General features: G+C 72.0%; 17 protein-coding genes. 9 read left to right on the top strand and 8 right to left on the bottom strand.

Features of this window, described 5'->3' with window-relative positions; translation table 11 throughout:
- The first annotated feature begins 2 nt into the window (after positions 1 to 2).
- The 4 genes from EJV46_RS22170 (at position 3) to EJV46_RS22155 (ending at position 3,487) form a co-directional block, all read left to right on the top strand.
- Positions 3 to 1,205 (top strand): pyridoxal phosphate-dependent aminotransferase, encoded by a 1,203-nt coding sequence (locus tag EJV46_RS22170; protein WP_131550918.1) that lies wholly within the window; start codon positions 3 to 5, stop codon positions 1,203 to 1,205.
- On the top strand, positions 1,205 to 2,194 hold the full coding sequence (locus EJV46_RS22165; protein ID WP_240782701.1) for a GNAT family N-acetyltransferase: 990 nt from the start codon (positions 1,205 to 1,207) through the stop codon (positions 2,192 to 2,194). The genes EJV46_RS22170 and EJV46_RS22165 overlap by 1 nt, the downstream gene beginning before the upstream one ends.
- Positions 2,195 to 2,246: 52 nt before the next feature.
- Positions 2,247 to 2,765, top strand: coding sequence for a DinB family protein (locus tag EJV46_RS22160; RefSeq protein WP_131550917.1), 519 nt, complete (start codon positions 2,247 to 2,249; stop codon positions 2,763 to 2,765).
- Positions 2,766 to 2,920: 155 nt separating this feature from the next.
- Positions 2,921 to 3,487 carry a hypothetical protein gene (locus EJV46_RS22155; protein ID WP_131550916.1) on the top strand — a complete coding sequence of 189 codons (567 nt, stop codon included), beginning with the start codon at positions 2,921 to 2,923 and terminating at the stop codon, positions 3,485 to 3,487.
- 42 nt (positions 3,488 to 3,529) lie between these two features.
- Here the strand turns inward: EJV46_RS22155 and EJV46_RS22150 are convergent, their stop codons facing one another.
- Both EJV46_RS22150 and EJV46_RS22145 read right to left on the bottom strand, forming a co-directional pair.
- Positions 3,530 to 4,462: a LysR family transcriptional regulator gene (locus EJV46_RS22150; protein ID WP_131550915.1), complete on the bottom strand. Its 933-nt coding sequence runs from the start codon at positions 4,460 to 4,462 to the stop codon at positions 3,530 to 3,532.
- Between the two features lie 203 nt (positions 4,463 to 4,665).
- Positions 4,666 to 5,661: a tripartite tricarboxylate transporter substrate binding protein gene (locus EJV46_RS22145; protein WP_240782700.1), complete on the bottom strand. Its 996-nt coding sequence runs from the start codon at positions 5,659 to 5,661 to the stop codon at positions 4,666 to 4,668.
- 197 nt (positions 5,662 to 5,858) lie between these two features.
- Here EJV46_RS22145 and EJV46_RS22140 point away from each other — a divergent pair, with 197 nt between their 5' ends.
- Both EJV46_RS22140 and EJV46_RS22135 read left to right on the top strand, forming a co-directional pair.
- Entirely contained in the window at positions 5,859 to 7,292 is a 1,434-nt protein-coding gene (locus tag EJV46_RS22140; protein WP_131550914.1) for an amidase, read from the top strand.
- Positions 7,293 to 7,397: 105 nt separating this feature from the next.
- Positions 7,398 to 8,369 (top strand): tripartite tricarboxylate transporter substrate-binding protein, encoded by a 972-nt coding sequence (locus tag EJV46_RS22135; protein WP_131550913.1) that lies wholly within the window; start codon positions 7,398 to 7,400, stop codon positions 8,367 to 8,369.
- An 8-nt stretch (positions 8,370 to 8,377) separates the two neighbouring features.
- Here the strand turns inward: EJV46_RS22135 and EJV46_RS22130 are convergent, their stop codons facing one another.
- Positions 8,378 to 9,544 carry an acyl-CoA dehydrogenase family protein gene (locus EJV46_RS22130; RefSeq protein ID WP_131550912.1) on the bottom strand — a complete coding sequence of 389 codons (1,167 nt, stop codon included), beginning with the start codon at positions 9,542 to 9,544 and terminating at the stop codon, positions 8,378 to 8,380.
- Entirely contained in the window at positions 9,544 to 10,257 is a 714-nt protein-coding gene (locus EJV46_RS22125) for a PIG-L deacetylase family protein (RefSeq protein WP_131550911.1), read from the bottom strand. Before EJV46_RS22125 ends, EJV46_RS22130 begins: the two co-directional genes overlap by 1 nt.
- 124 nt (positions 10,258 to 10,381) lie before the next feature.
- Between EJV46_RS22125 and EJV46_RS22120 the strand changes: the two genes are divergently transcribed.
- Positions 10,382 to 11,431 carry an NAD(P)-dependent oxidoreductase gene (locus tag EJV46_RS22120; protein ID WP_131550910.1) on the top strand — a complete coding sequence of 350 codons (1,050 nt, stop codon included), beginning with the start codon at positions 10,382 to 10,384 and terminating at the stop codon, positions 11,429 to 11,431.
- Between the two features lie 6 nt (positions 11,432 to 11,437).
- Here the strand turns inward: EJV46_RS22120 and EJV46_RS22115 are convergent, their stop codons facing one another.
- From EJV46_RS22115 to EJV46_RS22100, 4 genes are all read right to left on the bottom strand, one after another.
- Positions 11,438 to 12,397, bottom strand: a complete 960-nt coding sequence (locus EJV46_RS22115; RefSeq protein ID WP_131550909.1) for a tripartite tricarboxylate transporter substrate binding protein — start codon at positions 12,395 to 12,397, stop codon at positions 11,438 to 11,440.
- Positions 12,398 to 14,053 carry a benzoylformate decarboxylase gene (mdlC, locus tag EJV46_RS22110; protein ID WP_131550908.1) on the bottom strand — a complete coding sequence of 552 codons (1,656 nt, stop codon included), beginning with the start codon at positions 14,051 to 14,053 and terminating at the stop codon, positions 12,398 to 12,400. It abuts the gene before it with no gap.
- An 81-nt stretch (positions 14,054 to 14,134) separates the two neighbouring features.
- On the bottom strand, positions 14,135 to 14,479 hold the full coding sequence (locus EJV46_RS22105) for a hypothetical protein (RefSeq protein ID WP_131550907.1): 345 nt from the start codon (positions 14,477 to 14,479) through the stop codon (positions 14,135 to 14,137).
- A 37-nt stretch (positions 14,480 to 14,516) separates the two neighbouring features.
- A complete protein-coding gene (locus EJV46_RS22100; RefSeq protein ID WP_370323111.1) occupies positions 14,517 to 15,071 on the bottom strand; it encodes a gamma-glutamylcyclotransferase in 555 nt (184 codons plus the stop codon).
- A 49-nt stretch (positions 15,072 to 15,120) separates the two neighbouring features.
- Here EJV46_RS22100 and EJV46_RS22095 point away from each other — a divergent pair, with 49 nt between their 5' ends.
- Positions 15,121 to 16,044: a DUF2125 domain-containing protein gene (locus EJV46_RS22095; protein ID WP_131550905.1), complete on the top strand. Its 924-nt coding sequence runs from the start codon at positions 15,121 to 15,123 to the stop codon at positions 16,042 to 16,044.
- 75 nt (positions 16,045 to 16,119) lie between these two features.
- Complete coding sequence (locus EJV46_RS22090) at positions 16,120 to 17,127, top strand: NAD(P)-dependent oxidoreductase (protein ID WP_131550904.1); 1,008 nt, start codon at positions 16,120 to 16,122, stop codon at positions 17,125 to 17,127.

The raw sequence follows: 17,127 nt of genomic DNA, 5'->3' as shown, positions 1-17,127 counted from the left end.
AGATGCCCGCCCTCGCCAGCCGCCTCGCCGATGTGAAGGTCTCCGCCTCGGTCGCCATGACGATCAAGGCCCGGGAGCTGGCCGCGCAGGGCGTGAAGGTGGTGAGCCTGACGACGGGCGAGCCGGATTTCGACACGCCCCGCCATGCGATCGAGGCGGCCTACAAGGCGGCGCTGGACGGGCAGACCAAGTATCCGCCGCAGGGCGGCACGCCGGCGCTGAAGGCGGCCGTGCAGCGCAAGTTCAAGCGGGACAACAACCTCGACTATGCGATGGACGAGATCCTCGTCACCAACGGGGGCAAGCAGTCCATCTTCAACGCCTTCATGGCGACGCTCGACCCGGGCGACGAGGTGGTGATCCCCTCGCCCTTCTGGGTGAGCTATGCCGACATGGCGAAGGTGGCCGGCGGCGTGCCGGTGACGGTGAGCTGCCCGCAGAACAACGGCTTCAAGCTGCGCCCCGAGGATCTGGCGGCGGCGATCACGCCGAAGACCAGGTGGGTGCTGCTCAACTTCCCCAACAACCCGACGGGCGCAGCCTGCTCGCGCGCGGAGATGAAGGCGCTGGCGGAGGTGCTGCTGCGGCATCCGGACGTCTGGATCATGACGGACGACATGTACGAGCACCTCGTCTATGACGGCTTCGAGTTCTGCACGATCGCCGAAGTCGAGCCCCGGCTGAAGGACCGCACGCTGATCATCAGCGGCGCCTCCAAGACCTATGCGATGACCGGCTGGCGCATCGGCTTCTGCGCGGGCCCGGCCGAGCTCATCAAGGGCATGTTCAACATGCAGGGCCAGGCGACGGCGGGCGTCTCGACCGTGGGCCAGGCGGCGGCGGTGGCGGCGCTGGACGGGCCGCAGGAGCTGGTGAAGGAGCGGGCGGAGGAGTACCGCCGCCGGCGCGACTTCGTGGTGGAGGCGCTGAACCAGGCCCCGGGCATCGCTTGCCACAAGCCGGAGGGCGCCTTCTACGTCTTCCCGAACGTCGCGGGCTGCATCGGCAAGACCACGCCCGCCGGCAGGAAGATCGAGAACGACACGGACTTCGCCTTCGCCCTGCTGGAAGAGGCGCATGTGGCGGTGGTGCAGGGCGCGGCCTACGGCATGTCGCCCTATGTCCGCATCAGCTACGCGACCGACATGGACAGCCTGCGCACCGCCTGCGCGCGCATTCAGGACTTCTGCAAGGGCCTCTCCTAGTGCTGCGCGTCGGCACCGACGCCGACAGCGACGCCTATATCCGCCTGATCGGCGACGCCTGGAGCGAATTCCCGGGCGTCGTCTTCGACGTGGATGCGGAACTGCCGGAGCTCCGCGCCCTCGCCACCCATTTCGCGGAGAAGGGCGGCGCGCTCTGGCTGGCCGAGGGCGCGGAAGGCCCGCTCGGCATGGTCGCCACCCGGCCGATGCGCGAGGACGGCGCCTGGGAGATCGGCCGCATGTACGTGGCCAAGGCCGCGCGCGGCACCGGCCTCGCGCACCGGCTGCTCGACACGGCCGAGGCGCATGCGCGCGGCCACGGCGCCGAGCGCATGGTCCTCTGGACCGACACGCGCTTCAACGCGGCGCATGCCTTCTACGAGAAGCGCGGCTATGTCCGGCAGGGCGCCATCCGCATCCTCGACGACCTCTCGAAGTCGCTGGAGTTCCGCTACGCCAAGCCGGCACGCGGCCTCGTGGTCGAGGTGCTGGACGCGGCGGCGGCGGCGAGCGCGGAGCGGCGCTTCTCGGAGATCCTGGTCGCCTGCGTGGCCGAGGGCGGCGCCGTGACCTTCCTGCCGCCGCTGGCGCCGGAGAAGTCGCGCGGCTTCTGGAAGCGCACCTCCTCCGAGGTGGCGCAGGCGCACCGCGTGCTGCTCGGCGCCTGGTGGGAGGGCGCGCTGGCCGGCACCGTGCAGCTCGACCTCGCGACGCCGGAGAACCAGCAGCATCGCGCCGAGGTGATGAAGCTGCTGGTCGATCCGGCCTTCCGCCGGCGCGGCGTGGGCGAGGCGCTGATGCGGCGGGCCGAGCAGGCGGCGCTGCGCCTCGGGCGCCGGCTGCTGACGCTGGACACCGAGGCGGATGCCGAGGGCGAGCGGCTCTACCGCCGGCTCGGCTGGGAGGAGGGCGGCTATATCCCCGATTTCGCCGTCAACGGCGCCGGCCGCCTCGTCGCGGCGCGGTACTTCTACCGGCGCACGGGGTGATCGCGATCCCATGGGGGGGCCGCCCGCCGCGCCAGGATGACAGGAGGTCCAGATGATCCAGCCGGCCTGGGTCCGCGCCATGGCGGCCTATAACAGCGAGATGAACCGGCGGACCTATGCCGCCGCGGACACGCTCCCGGACGAGGAGCGCCGGGCCGACCGCGGCGCCTTCTTCGGCGGCATCCACGCCACGCTGAACCACCTGGTCTGGGGCGACCGCATCTGGATGAGCCGCTTCGACGGATGGGAGGCGCCTTCGGCCGGCATCCCCGGCAGCACCGCGCTCCACGCCGATTGGGGCGAGCTCTCCGCCGTGCGGCGGGAGCTGGACGCGCGCATCGAGGGCTGGGCGGCCGGCCTCACCCAGGAGGCGCTGGACCGGGAGCTCGTCTGGTTCAGCCGCGGCGCCCAGCGCGAGCGGCGCGATCCGCGCTGGCTCGCGGTCACGCATTTCTTCAACCACCAGACGCATCATCGCGGCCAGGTCCATGCCCTGCTCACGCGCGCCGGCGCGCGCACGCAGGACACCGACCTGACGGCGGTGGTCCGCCTCGATTCCCGCGGACCCTGAATCGGCTCTGCCCCGGAATCGGCCGGGGCCCTCGCGCCCCGGGCCACGGCCGGCAGGCGATCCGGCTGAAAGCTGCGCTCGCATGCAGGGCTGCCAGGGTTGTAGGCTTGCCCCGCCGCGCCCGGAGCCGGCGAACCATCAGGGAGACACGTCGCATGCGCCTGTTCCAACTCGGCCTCGCCGCGGGGCTGCTGGCCGCCGCCCCAGCTTTCGCCCAGGCCCCCGAGGGTGCCGTCGTGAGCCGCACCGCCACCGCGAGCGCCGTGGTGGAATCGATCGACCGCAGCACGCGCCAGCTGGTGCTGCGCGGCGAGGACGGCACCTTCGAGACGGTCGTGGCCGGGCCCAATGTGCGCAACCTGGCGCAGGTCCATCCCGGCGACACCGTCGTGCTGGAGTTCGGCGAGGCGCTGATCGTGGCGCTCGCCAATCCGGCCGATGGCGCGGGGCCGGGCGGGGCCGGGGTCGCCGGGGCGCGGACCGCGCCCGGCCAGCGGCCCGGCGCGGGCGCGGCCGAAGGGGTGCGCGCACGCGTGACGGTCGATGCCGTGAACCGCCGCACCGGGGCGGTGACCTTCACCGGGCCGGCGGGCGTGCGGCGCACGGCGCGGCCGCGGCAGCCCGAGATGGTGGAATTCGCGCGCTCGCTGCGGCCCGGGCAGCAGGTGGACATCGTCTATGGGCGGAGCGTGGCGCTGCGCGTGGAGCCCATGCGGCGGTAGCGGCGGGTCACGACCGGGAGGGGCGGGCCCCTCCCGGTCCCGTCAGCCGAGGCTGCCGCGCAGCCTTCCATCCGCGATGCGCCGGCGCACTTCCTCGCGCAAGAAGCGCATCACGGCGCGCGCCGCGGGCGAGACCTCGGCCGAGGTGCCGAGCACGAAGCCGTGCAGCAGCACCGGCGCGCAGACCCGCGCCGCCGCCAGCGCGCCCGCCTCGATCTCCAGCGCCACCGCGTCCCAGGCGAAGAGCGTGTAGCCGAGCCCCTCGGCCACCATGTGCTTCACGCCCGTCAGCGAATCCACGTCCTCGACCTGCGTCGCGACGAGGCCGGCCGCGCTGAGCGCCGCCGCGATCTCGCGCCGGACGCCGTGATGCCGGCCGGGCAGCAGCAGCGGCAGCGTGGCCAGGTCGGCCAGCGAAATCTCGCCCGAGGGCGTGAGCAGCCGCGCCACCCGCTCGTCGCCCGGCGGATGGACCAGGAAGAGATGCGCGTCGTAGAGCGGCTCGGTCTTCACCGCCGCGCTGCGCCGCATCGTATTGAGCACGGCGATGTCCACCTCGCCGCGCGTCAGCCATTCGTGGATGGTGCCGGTGAAGCCGTCGCGCAGGTTCAGCTGCACCTCCGGCATCGCCGCGCGCAGGTGGCGCATCAGCGCCGGCCCCAGCGCGGCGGCGACCGAGGGCGGCATGGCCACGCGCAGCCTGCCGCGCGCCACGCCCTGCGCCGCCATGGCCTCCTCGCGGATGCGGTCCAGATCGTCCAGCACGGGCGAGACCGCGTCGGCGAAGCGCCGCCCCTCCTCGGTCGGGCTCACGCCGCGGCCGTTGCGATGGAGCAGGCGGATCCCGAGCTCCTCCTCCAGCGCGCGCACCTGCCGGCTCAGCGCCGGCTGCGCGATGCCGAGCGCCGCCGCCGCCCGGGAGAAGCTGCCCTCGGCGACGATGCGCCGGAAGAGCTGGAGCTGGCGGAGGTCCATGCTAGAGGCTTTTCCGCTCGCAAGCGCTCACGGCAAGGTCTCCAGCCTCTCGTCCGGAGCCTGATTCACGCCTCCGGTGATTCCACCCGCGGCGATCATGCTCGAGAGGCTTTTCCGCTCGCAAGCGCTCACGGCAAGGCCTCCAGCCTCTCGTCTGGAGCCTGATCCACGCCTCCGGTGATTCCACCCGCGGCGATCATGCTCTACTCCGCGCGCGCGCCGGTCCGCGCGACGACGTCCCGCCAGGTGACGATGTCGCGGGCCAGCCGCGCGCGCGTCGCCTCGGGCGGCTGCACGTTGGGTGTGAAGCCCATGGCGGCGATGCGCTCGCGCACCTCGGGCTCGTTCGCCACGCGGGTGAAGACCTCGGTGAGGCGATTCAGGATGGGCTGCGGGGTGCGCGCCGGCGCCATCAGCGCGTACCAGGTGGTGCTGTCGAAGCCGGGCAGGTTGCAGGCCTCCGCCACGGTCGGGACCTCCGGCACGGCGGCCACGCGCTGGCCGGAGGTGACGGCGAGCAGGCGCACGCGGCCCTGGCGGTAGAACTCGATCACTGGGCCGGTCTGGTAGAAGAAGACGTCCACGTCGCCCTGGTACAGCGCCGTCATGGCGAAGGGCCCGCCGCGATAGGGCACGTGCACGAGGTTGAGCCCCAGCACCGAGGCGAATTGCGCGCCGGCAAGATGCGTGGAGGCGCCATTGCCCGTGCTCGCGTAGTTCAGCTGGCCGGGGCGGGCCCGCGCCGCATCGACCACGGCCTGGCAGGTGGTGAAGTCGGGCCGCTTCTCCGTGCTCACCGTCATGAAGTTCGGCGCGTCGAAGACGCCCAGGATCGGCACGAGGTCGGCCTGCGTGTCGATCGGCATGCGCGGGAAGACGGCCGGGTTGATCGCCATCATGGCCGAGGTGGCGAGCGTGATCGTGTGCCCGTCCGGCGCCGCGCGCGCCACGTGCTCCATGCCGATATTGCCCGAGGCGCCGGAGCGGATGTCGATGACCATGGGCACGCCGAGCTCGCGCTGGACGCGCTCGAGAATGATGCGGCCATAGATGTCGATGGCGGTGCCGGCCGGGAAGCCGGAGACGAACATCAGCGGGCGGCCCGGCTGCGGGAATTCCTGCGCCTGGGCGCCGCCATTCGCGCCGAGTCCCGTGAGCAGCATGGCCGCGCAAGCGCCGCGCCTGATCCAGTCGAACATCATCCCTGCCTCGCCTCCCTTCGATCCAATTCTGACCGCGTGTGCAACGTCTCCCGCCCGCAAGTCTGGGGGCTTCGTGCCGAAAGATACAGGGGCCGCGGGGAAAAGCGTATAATCTCCTGCGGCGGTCGGTTCCGGGGCCCGCTTGTGCCCCGCGCGATGCGCCAGCACTCTCGGCCGGCAAGCCGGAGACCCCCATGCCCGACGCCGACCTTCTCTTCACGCCCGCTAGCACCGCCGCGGCACTCATCCGCCGCGGCGCGCTCTCGCCGGTCGATTATCTGGAGGCCGTGCTGGCGGCGATCGAGCTCCAGCAGCCGCGGCTGAACGTCTTCGTCGAGGTCATGGCCGGGGAGGCACGGGCGGAGGCCGTCAGGGCGGAGGCGGCCGTGCAGGCCGGCGCGCCGCTCGGTCCGTTGCACGGCGTCCCCGTCCATATCAAGGACCTGCTGGACGTGAAGGGCGTGCCCACCCGCAAGGGCTCGGCGATCTTCGCCGACGCGCCGCCCGCCGCAGCGGACGACGTGCTGGTCGCGCGGCTGCGCGCGGCGGGCGCGATCATCCTGGGCAAATCCACCACGCCCGAATTCGGCAACAAGGGCCTGACCGACAGCCCGCCCCACGGCATCACCCGCAACCCCTGGAACCTCGGCCGCACCTCCGGCGGATCGAGTGGCGGCGCGGCGGCGGCGGTCGCGGCGGGGCTCGGGCCGCTGGGCCTCGGCACGGACGGCGCGGGCTCCGTGCGCGGGCCGGCCGCCTGCTGCGGCGTGGTCGGGCTGAAGCCCACGCTCGGCGCCGTGCCCTATGAATCCGCGACGGACAGCTTCTCCAACAACACCTATGCCGGGCCGCTGGCCCGCACCGTCACCGATGCCGCCGTGATGCATGCGGTGCTGAGCGGCGGCGCCGCCGGGGACGTGTGGTCGCTGAAGGGCGAGGACCGGCGGCGGCTCTCGCCGCAGCTCACCGGCGCCGATCTCTCGGCGGTGCGCATCGGCTATATCCCGCGCTGCCACAATCCGCGCGTGGCGGCCGACGTGGCGGCGAACACCCGGGCCTCGCTGGACGCCTGGGCCGCGATGGGCGCGGCGGTCGAGGAGGTCACCGACGAGATCGACTGGATCGAGCATGAGGGGCGCATCCTCTACCAGGCGGGCTTCGCGGTGGGCTTCGCGCAGTTCCTGCCGCGCTGGCAGAACCAGATGGACCCGGTGACGCTCGCCTTCATGGAGCGCGGGAACGGCTTCGGCCTGCACGACTACCGCCGCGCGCAATTCGCCCGCACGCGGCTGTTCCGCGCGATCCAGGCGCTGTTCGGGCGCTACGACTTCCTCGTCACGCCGACGATGAGCCGCACCGCCCTGCCGGTGGAGTTCGACGCGGCGAATGACGAGGTCGAGGTGGACGGGGTGAAATGCGGCATCACGCGCCAGGGTTGGACGGCCTATCAGTACCCCTTCAACCTCACGGGCCATCCGGCGCTCTCGCTGCCCTCGGGCTTCGGCGCCGACGGCCTGCCGACGGCGGTGCAGGTGGTGGGGAAATGGGGCGCGGAGACGGATGTCCTGCGGCTGGGCGCGCTGCTCGAGCAGGCGCGGCCCTGGGCGGGGCACCGCCCGCCGGGCTGAACGCACCCTTCGCCCTTGCCATCGCCGCTCCGCTCGCCTTACCGTTGGTTCATATAAGAAGCCGCGGCACCAAAGCCGGAGCGGCAGACGGGAGAGAGATTTGCCATGACTCAATGGACCAGGCGCGGCGCGATCGCCGCCGGGTTGGTGACGCCTGCGGTGGCACGAGCCCAGGGCTCGCAGGGCCCCATCCGGCTGCTGGTGCCCTTCGCCGCGGGCGGGACCTCCGATCAGATCGCGCGCCTCGTCCAGCCGGGGCTGCAGCAGCGCTACGGCGTGACGGTGGTCGTCGAGAACCGGCCCGGCGCCTTCGGCAGTATCGGCGCGGCGGCGGCGGCCCGCGCGGCGGGCGACGGCAACACCTGGCTCATCGTCTTCGACACCCATGCGGTGAACCCGTCGATGCTGCCCTCGCAGCCCTTCGACCATGAGCGCGACCTGGCGCCCGTGATGCTGATCGGCACGGCGCCCAACGTCATCGCCGCGCATCCCGCGCGGCCCTACCGCTCGCTGCCCGACCTGCTGGCCGCGGCGCGCGCGCGGCCGGACGAGATCAACTACACCTCGGCCGGGCTCGGCAGCCTCGGCCATCTGACCATGGCGCTGATCGCTCAGCGCCAGGGGCTGCGCATGGTCCATGTGCCCTTCGGCGGCGGCGCGGCGCCGGCCGTCACGGCGACCATCGGCAATCAGGTCGATGCGATCATCGCGGCCACCACGGTGCTCTCCGCGCAATTCGCGGCCGAGGCGCTGCGGCCGCTGGCGCAGACCGCGCTCACGCGCCACCCCACGCTGCTCTCGGTGCCGACGCTGGTCGAGAGCGGGCTGGAGGGGCTGGAGGCCACGCCCTGGTGGGGGGTCTATGCGCCCGCCGCCACGCCCCGCCCGCTCATCGACCGCTTCAATGCGGCGCTGGGCGAGGCGCTGCGCCAGGAGGAGGTGAACCGCCGCCTCACGCGCCTGATGGGCGTGACCGTGATCGCCAGCAGCCCGGAGGTGATGGGCGAGCATTTCGGCCGCCAGATGCGCCTCTGGGGCGACGTGGTGCGGCAGAACAACATCCGCGTTGAGGGCTGAGGGGGGCGTCAGTAGCTCTTCGGCAGCCCCAGCACGCGCTCAGCGATGTGGCAGAGGATGAGGTTGGGGCTGACCGGCGCGATCCAGGGGATCATCACCTCGCGCAGGTAGCGCTCGACGTGATACTCGCGGGCATAGCCGAAGCCGCCATGGGTCATGATGGCGTTCTGGCAGGCCTTCAGCCCGGCCTCGGCCGCGAGGTATTTTCCGGCATTGGCCTGCGGGCCGCAGTCGAGCCCCTGGTCGTAGCGCCAGGCCCCGTTCTGCACCATGAGCCAGGCCGCTTCCAGCGCCATCCAGTCGGCCGCGAGCGGGTGCTGCACGCCCTGGTTCTGGCCGATGGGACGGCCGAAGACCACGCGCTCCTTGGCGTAGTCCGTGGCCCGGCCCAGCGCCGCGCGGCCGAGCCCGATGGCCTCGGCGCCGATGAGCACGCGCTCCGGATTCATCCCGTGCAGGATGTAGCGGAAGCCCTTGCCCTCCTCGCCGATGCGGTCCTCCTCGGGCACCTCGTAGCCTTCGAAGAAGATCTCGTTCGAGTCCACGCCGGCGCGGCCCATCTTGTCGATCTCGGAGACGCGGCAGCGCGTGCGGTCCAGCTTCGTGTAGAAGAGCGAGAGCCCTTCCGTCGGCTTGGCCACCTGGTCCAGCGGCGTGGTGCGCGCCAGCAGCAGGATGCGGTCGGCCACCTGCGCCGTGCTGATCCAGACCTTCTGACCGTCGACGACGTATTTGTCGCCCCGCTTCACCGCGCGGGTCTTGAGCCGCGTGGTGTCGAGTCCCGTGGTGGGCTCCGTCACGCCGAAGCAGGCCTTCTCCTCGCCGCGCACCAGCGGCGGCAGGAAGCGCGCCTTCTGCTCCGCGGTGCCGAAGACCACCACCGGGTTGAGGCCGAAGATGTTCATGTGGATCGCGGAGGCGCCGGTCATGCCGGCGCCGGAGCCGCTGATCGCCTCCATCATGATCGCCGCCTCGTGGATGCCGAGGCCGGAGCCGCCATATTCCTCCGGGATGCAGATGCCGAGATAGCCGGCCTCCGCGATCGCCTTGTGGAATTCGTGCGGGAAGGCGTGCTCCTTGTCGCAGCGGTGCCAGTAGGCGTCGTCGAAGCCGGCGCAGAGGGCGAGCACGCCTTCGCGGATCGCCTGCTGCTCCTCGGTCACGGAGAAATCCATCAGTGCAGCTCCGCCAGCACTTCGGGGAAGACGCGCTGATAGGCCTCGCCGTGGGTCATCTTGATGCCGGCATTGCGGCCGCCCTGGATGCCGCGGTTCAGCGCGACGCGCTCGTAATAGGTCCAGAGATGCGTCTGCGCGGGCAGGCATTCGAAGGCGCGGCGCTTGATGTCCCAGACGGGGTCGATGTTCAGGATGACGTCGGGCTTGAAGCCGCACATCTCGGTCTGGTGAGGCTCGAACATATAGACCTGCGGCGCGCGATACACCGCGTCCGGCCCCGGCCTGTGGCCGGCCGCCTGCGCCACGATGCGCGCATGCTGGGCGAACTGGCAGGCCGTGGGATGGTCCATGTTGTAGGGATCGCTGGGCGCATGGGTCAGCACGAATTCCGGGCGCAGCGCGCGGAAGGTGTCGACGAGGCGGTCGAGCATCGCGGGCGTCGTCACCAGCGGATAGTCGCCGGCATCGTAGAACTCGATGGAGGCGCCGAGGACCGCCGCGGCCTTCTCGGCCTCGTCCTTGCGGCCGGCCTTCACCATCTCCAGCGTCGCGCCCGGCCTGGCCCAGGCGCCCTGGCTCTCGCCGCGCTCGCCGAAGGCCAGGCAGACGATATGCACCTTGTGCCCCGCCTGGGCGTGCAGCGCGATCGCCCCGCCCGCGCGCCAGACGAAATCCCCCGGATGCGCGGTGACCACCAGCACGTTCGGCATGCTCGACTCCCGAAATTCAGCGGGCCGGAACCTAGAAGCGCCGCCCGGCCCCGGCAACCGGCCCCCTTTGCAAGCGCGCCGCTTCGCGCCAGCCTGGACCGGACAAGGGAGTGATCACTCGACTATGCCGAAATTCCGCCTGGCCTATTACGGCTTCGTGCCCCATCCGATGTTCCTCGAGACCTGCGCCAGGGATCCGGACCTCGAGGTCATTCATATCCCGCTGGAGGCCAGCACGGCCGAGGCGGTGCAGACCCTCTCCTCCTGCCACGGCTACTACGTCATGGCCTCGCGCGACGAGTTGCCGAAGCCGCTGCACGTCCATGCGGAGCTGCTGGGCAAGCTCCCCAACCTGCTGGTCGCGGCCAGCTACGGCGCGGGCTACGACCCGCTCGACCCCGTCGCCTGCACCGAGTCCGGCGTGGCCCTGATCAACCAGGCGGGCGGCAATGCCGAGGGCGTGGCCGAGCACGCCGTCGGCATGATGCTCGCCTGCCTCAAGCGAATGCCCGAGGCGCACGCAGCCATGAAGGCTGGCACCGCGCAGAACCGTGCCACGCTGATGGGCCGCGACCTCAAGGGCAAGACGGTCGGCGTCATCGGCGGCGGGAATGTCGGCTCGCGCGTCTCGGAGATCTGCCGGCTCGCCTTCAGCTGCGAGATGATCGGCGCCGACCCCTATCTCGACGCCGGGACGATGAAGGCGCGCGGCATCCGGAAGGTCGATCTCGACTCGCTGCTGGCCGAGGCCGACGTGGTCAGCGTCCACTGTCCGCTGACGCCGGAGACGCGCGGCATGATCGATGCCGCCGCCTTTGCGAAGATGAAGAAGGGCGTGGTCTTCGTCACGACCGCCCGCGGCTCCATCCACGACGAGGACGACCTGCTGGCGGCGCTGCAATCCGGCCAAGTCGCCTCCGCCGGCCTCGACGTCTGGGAGCTGGAGCCGCCGCCGGTGGACCACCCGCTGCTGCACCACCCCGCCGTGATCGCCAGCCAGCACACCGCGGGCGTGACCAATGAGAGCCGCTCCAACATCACGCGCATCGCGGCGCTGGCCTTCTCGGACCTCGCCGCGGGGCGGATGCCCCCGCGCATCGTCAATCCGGAGGTGAAGCCGCGCTTCGCGGAACGCTACGAGGCGGCCTTCGGGGTCAGCCTGCGGGACGCCTGAGCGCCCTCACTCGGCGCGGATGCGCGCGTCGCGGATCACCGCCTCCAGAGCGGTGGTCTGCGACGCGATGAAGCTGGCGAAGGCCTCGGGCGTGCCGCCGCCCACCACCGCGCCCTGCTCGGCCAGCCTTCCGCCAATCTCAGGCTCGCGCAGCGCCGCGTCCACGGCGGCGGCCATGCGCGCGACGATCTCGGGCGGGGTGCGGGCGGGCGCGGCCAGCCCGAACCAGGTCCCGAAGACGAAGCCGGGCAGCCCCGCCTCCGCCGTGGTCGGCACCTCGGGGAGCTGCGGCAGCCGCTCCGGCGTGGCGACGGCCAGCGCGCGCACCGTGCCCTCGCGGATCTGCGGCAGGATATTGGGCAGGTTGTCCACGATCAGGTCGAGCCTTCCGCCGACGAGATCCGTCACCGCCGGGGTCGCGCCGCGATAGGGCACGTGCAGGATGGCCGTCCCGCTCTCCCGCTTCAGCAGCTCCAGCGCGATGTGCAGCGAGCTGCCATTGCCCGCCGAGCCGGCCCGCAGCGAATCCGGCGCGGCCTTCGCGGCCGCGATCAGCTCGGCGAGGCTGCGCCAGGGCCGGTCGCGATTCACCACGATCGCCTTGGGCGTGTTCACCAGCAGCGAGGTGGGCGCGAAGGCCGTGCGCGTCTCGTAGGGCATGGCAGCAAAAAGAAACTGGTTGGCCGCCAGCGGCCCCATGGAGCCGAGCAGCCAGGTGGCGCCGTCCGGCGCCGCTTTCGCGACCGCGTCGGCGCCGATATTGCCGCCCGCGCCGGGCCGGTTCTCGACGACCACCGGCTGCCCCAGCGCGGCCTGGAGCCGCGCCGCCAGGGGGCGCGCCAGCAGGTCCGCGAGGCCGCCGGGCGGGAAGGGCACGACGATGCGAAGCGGCCGCGCGGGCCAGGCCGGCTGGGCCTGCGCCAGGGAAGGAAGGGCCAGCGAGGCCAGGAGCGCGCGCCGCAGCATCTACTTCGCCTTCTGGTAGAGATGCGGGACGGCATGGTCCACGGCCACGTCGACGAGGCGCGGGCCGTCCTCGGCGAAGGCCTCGGCCAGGGCCGCCTCCAGCCCCCCGGCCTCCTCGACGCGCCGGCCGGGGCAGCCCATGCCGGCCGCGAGGCTCACGAAGTCCAGGCCCGGCAGCTCGATGCCCGGCGCGCCCTCGACGCCGAGCACGCGGCTGAAGCTGCGCATGGCGCCGTAGCCGGCATTGTTCACGACCACGATGGTGAGCGGCAGCCGGTGCTGCACGGCCGTCCAGATCGCCTGGATCGAATACATCATCGAGCCGTCGCCGATGACGGCCACCACCCGGGTCCCGGGCTGCGCCATGGCGACGCCCACCGCCGCCGGCAGCGAATAGCCGAGGCCGCCGCTCGCCATGGTGTAGAAGCCGCCCCAGCGCGTGATGGGCAGGTGCCGCTGCAGCGCCGGCCGGTGCGAGGGCGCCTCCTCCACGACGATCGCGTCCTGCGGCATGCTCCGCCGCAGGGCGGCGAAGAGATATTCGGCGGGCAGCGGCGCGGCCGGGGGCGGCGCCGGCGGCCTCTCGCGCGGAGGGGGCACGGCGCGGCTCGCGGCGCCGAGGCGCGAGAGCAGCGCCGGCAAGGCGAGCCGCATGGAGCCGAGGATCGCCGTGCCCGTCCCCGCCGCGGCGGCGGCCTCGATGTCGGAGGTGAGCTGGAAGACGGGCGTGCCGTCGTGGAACAGGCCGCATTCGCCCGCGACGTGGAAGGTGAAGACCGGGGCGCCGATCACCGCCACTAAATCATGGCCCGCGAGGCCCTGCGCCACCGCGCCGGGGGCGGCGGGGAGGAAGCCGGCGAAGAGCGGGTGGTCCTCGGGGAAGGCCATGCGGCTGGCGAAGGGGCTGGCGAGGACGGGCGCGCCCAGCCGCTCGGCGAGCGCCAGCAGCGCCGGCCCGGCGCCCTCCTGATCCACCTCCGGCCCCACCACCAGCACCGGCCGGGCGGCGCGGCCCAGCGCCTCGGCCATCATGTCGAGCAGGGCCGGGTCGGGCGCGACATCCACGCTCACCCGCCGCGCCGCGACCGGCCGCGTCGGCACCGACCAGTCGTCCATCGGGATGCTCACCAGGGTCGGCCCCCAGGGCCGCTGCATGGCGATCCGATGGGCATGGGCGATGGCCCCCGGCACGTCCTCGGCCCGCGCCGGCTCGATGCTCCACTTGACGTAGGGCCGGGGAAAGTTGGCCGCCTCGGTGGCGCCGAGGAACGGGTTGCCCGGCAGCAGCGAGCGCGCCTGCTGGCCGACCGTGATCACGAGCGGCGCCTGGTTGCGGTAGGCGGTGAAGATATTGCCCGCCGCATGCCCCACGCCGACCGCCGAATGCAGGTTGCAGAAGGCCGCCCGCCCGCTGGCGCGCGCGAAGCCGTCCGCCATGCCGACCACGCAGGATTCCTGGAGGCCCAGGACATAGCGGAAGTCCTCCGGCCAGCGGTCGAGGAAGGGCAGCTCGGTCGAGCCGGGATTGCCGAAGACCGTGGTCATGCCGAGCTCGCGCATCAGCGCGAGGACGGCCTCGCGCACCGTGACCAGGGCGTGGGGGACCAGGGCATGGGGGGCCAGGGCATGGGTGGAATCGGCTTGGCCGTGCGGCATTCGTGACTTCCCTGGATGGGGCGCGTCTGCGGCGCCTCGTCTCCGAGGGTTAGGGTGCCGCGCCCCGTCCTGGCAACAACTTCATCGCGCGGCCCGCCGCAGCACGGCGCAAAGCCGGGAAAAGCTCAGCCAGAAGCCGCCATGGCCCGGCGCGTCCTCCGGCCTGCCGTTCACCAGCGGCTCGCCCCGCCGCAGCAGCCCGAGCCGCGCTTCCATCCGGCCGCGCATGTTCTCCAGGAAGGCGTCGCTGGCCGAGAGATACTGCTCCATCAGCTCGGCCACGATCTCGATCTCCACCGAGGCGCGCCCCTCGGTGGTGAAGCGCTTCAGCCAGCGCGTCTCGCCCAGCAGGGTCAGGTGCAGCCGGTGCAGTTCGGCCAGGTGCCGCGTGCAGCGGACGCGCACCTCGCGCACATCCTCCTCCATTGGCTTTTCCTCCGCCACGGAGCATCGGGGCAAAACCTTAACCGGGCGTTGCCATCACCAGCCGGACCAGCCGCTCCAGCTTCGGGTCGCGCAGGCCCAGCGAGGCGAGCTGGCTCGCCGTGTTCACCAGGTACTCGCGGTTCGGCCCGGCCTGGCCGCGCCCGCGCGCGATCGTGGCCGCCGTGCTCTGCTCGCAGGGCCGGCAATAGGCCGGGTGCGCGCGGTCCGCGACATAGGCGATGCCCGCCACGATCCGCCCGGCGGCGAGGCGCAGCTTCATCACCCGGCGGTGATAGACCTTGTCGCCGTTGAGGTTCTCGCGCGCCTCCAGATAGTCCAGCACCTCGGGCGCGTCGGCGGCCGCGACCCGGAAGGCCACGCCCCGGCAGCTGCCGCCGCGGTCCAGCCCCAGCACCAGGCCGGGCGCCTCCGGCGTGCCGCGATAATGCCGGGACCACAGGCAGAAGCGCCGGTGGAAGCCGCGCAGCGTGGCTGGCTCATGCCCCAGATTGGGAAAGCCGGGCCGCCAGATCAGCGAGCCATAGGCGAAGACATAGAGATGCCCATCGGCATCCAGCGGCAACGGCGACACCCTCGAAAGCACCTTTGCGAAACCAGCTTCCCCCTATAATCCGTCTCGCATGGCGAAAAAATGGTTGGCCGTCCTCCTGGTGCTGATCGCCCTTGCGGGAGGCGGCGCCTATTTCGTCTGGCAGGAGGCTACCACCCGGCTCGAAGCCGAGCTGGCGAATTGGGTCCGGGCACGCACCGCCGAGGGCTGGCGCATCACGCTGTCGCCGCCGGTGCGCAGCGGCTTCCCGCTCGCCGCCGCGCTGAAAATCGACCATCTGCGCGTCGATTCGCCGATGGGCCTCGGCTGGCGCGCCGAGCGCGCGACGCTGGCGATCTACCCGCAGGATCCGCGCCAGCTCCGCCTCACGCTCGACGGCGCGCAGACGCTCGTCCATCTGAACGGCAGCACGCCGGTCCAGCAGCGCGCGCTGGCGTTCCGCCTGCGGCTGGACGGCCAGGGCGGCACGCTGGAGGGCGAGGGGCTGCGGATCGGCGAGGCGACGGAGATCAACCGTATCTCGGCCGAGGTCTTCGGCGCGGCGGTGAACATCCGTGCCGACCTATTCGCGGTCCAGGGCCTGCCGCGCTTCGACATCGTCCACGTCACCGGCCGGCTGACGCGGCCGCCGCAGGCGACCGCCGCGGCCTGGCGCAACTCCGGCGGCGCGCTCAGCCTGGAGCGCGGCGAGTTCCGCACGGGCGAGGTCGTGGCCAACCTCACCGCCACGCTGACGCTCGACCAGGCGCTGCAGCCGGAGGGCCGCGGCAATCTGCAGCTCACCGGCGCGCAGGAGGCGGTGACGCTGCTCACGAGTGCCGGCGTGATCGCGCCCGGCCAGGCGCCCGTGCTGCGCACGGTGCTGGGCCTCGCCGCGCGCGTGCCGCCGGAGGGCGGGCCGCCGCGTATCGACGCGCCGCTGGAGCTGCGCAACCGCCGGCTCACCGCCGCGCGGCTGCCGATCACGACGCTGCCGGCGATCGACTGGCGTTGAGGGGGGGCGCCGCATTGCCCTGATCGGCGCCGCGCTCCACACTCGCCTCCAGAAGAAGTTTTCTGGAGGAAGCGCATGGCTTCGGTGCCCATCGGCGGCGGCAGGTTCATCATCATCGGCGGCGGGAGCCTCGTCGGCTCGGCCACGGCGGCCGAGCTGCTCGACGCGGGCGCGGCGGAGGTCCGCCTCTTCGACAACTTCTCCATGGGCGCCGAATCCGCCGTCGCGCATCTGAAGGACCATCCGCGGCTGAAGGTCATCCGCGGCGACGTGATGCGCATGGGCGACCTGCTGTCGGCGCTGGAGGGCTGCGACGGCGCCCTGCTGCTCGCCGCCTATATGACGCTGAACATGGACCGCGACCCCTGGGGCGGCCTCGACGTCAATATCCGCGGCGTGCAGAACGCGCTGGAGGCGGCCGCCACGCGGGGCGTGAAGAAGGTGGTCTTCGCCTCCTCCAACGCGGTCTACGGCTATGGGCCGGGCATCCAGGGCGATCTCGTGGAGACCACGCCCTTCTTCTCCGAGGGCGCGCCGCCGGCCGCCATCCTCTACGGCGCCAGCAAGATCATCGGCGAGCAGCTCTGCCGCACCTACACCGCCAAGCGCGGCCTGCCGCATGTCGTGCTGCGCTACTCGACCGTCTATGGCGAGCGCCAGCACCATCGTGCGGCCAATGCGCTCTACATCATCGAGACACTGGAGAAGCTGCGGAAGGGCGAGCCGCCCGAGATCTTCGGCGACGGCAGCGAGACCAAGCATTTCGTCTATGTGGGCGACCTCGCCCGCGCCAACCGCATGGCCTTCGAGAGCGCGGCCAGCAACGTCGCCGTGAACTGCTCGGGCCCCGGGCCGGTCACGACGAAGCAGCTCGTGGCCTTGGTGACGGAGCTCGCCGGCGGCGGGCCTTCGCCCGTCTTCGTCGGCGACACGCCGGGCAAGGTGCGGCTCACCTCGGGCGGCGCCTTCCGGATCGCGCATGAGAAGGCCTTCGACGCCATCGGCTGGAAGCCGCAGGTGGACATGAAGGAGGGCCTCGGCCGGCTGATCAAATGGCTGAAGGGCAACGAGCCCACCGCTTAA

The sequence above is a fragment of the Roseococcus sp. SYP-B2431 genome, assembly GCF_004336745.1.
Classification (GTDB): Bacteria; Pseudomonadota; Alphaproteobacteria; order Acetobacterales; family Acetobacteraceae; genus Roseococcus.
The sequence above is the reverse complement of the archived record's forward strand: the minus strand, read 5'-3'. Positions and strand labels throughout refer to the sequence as shown.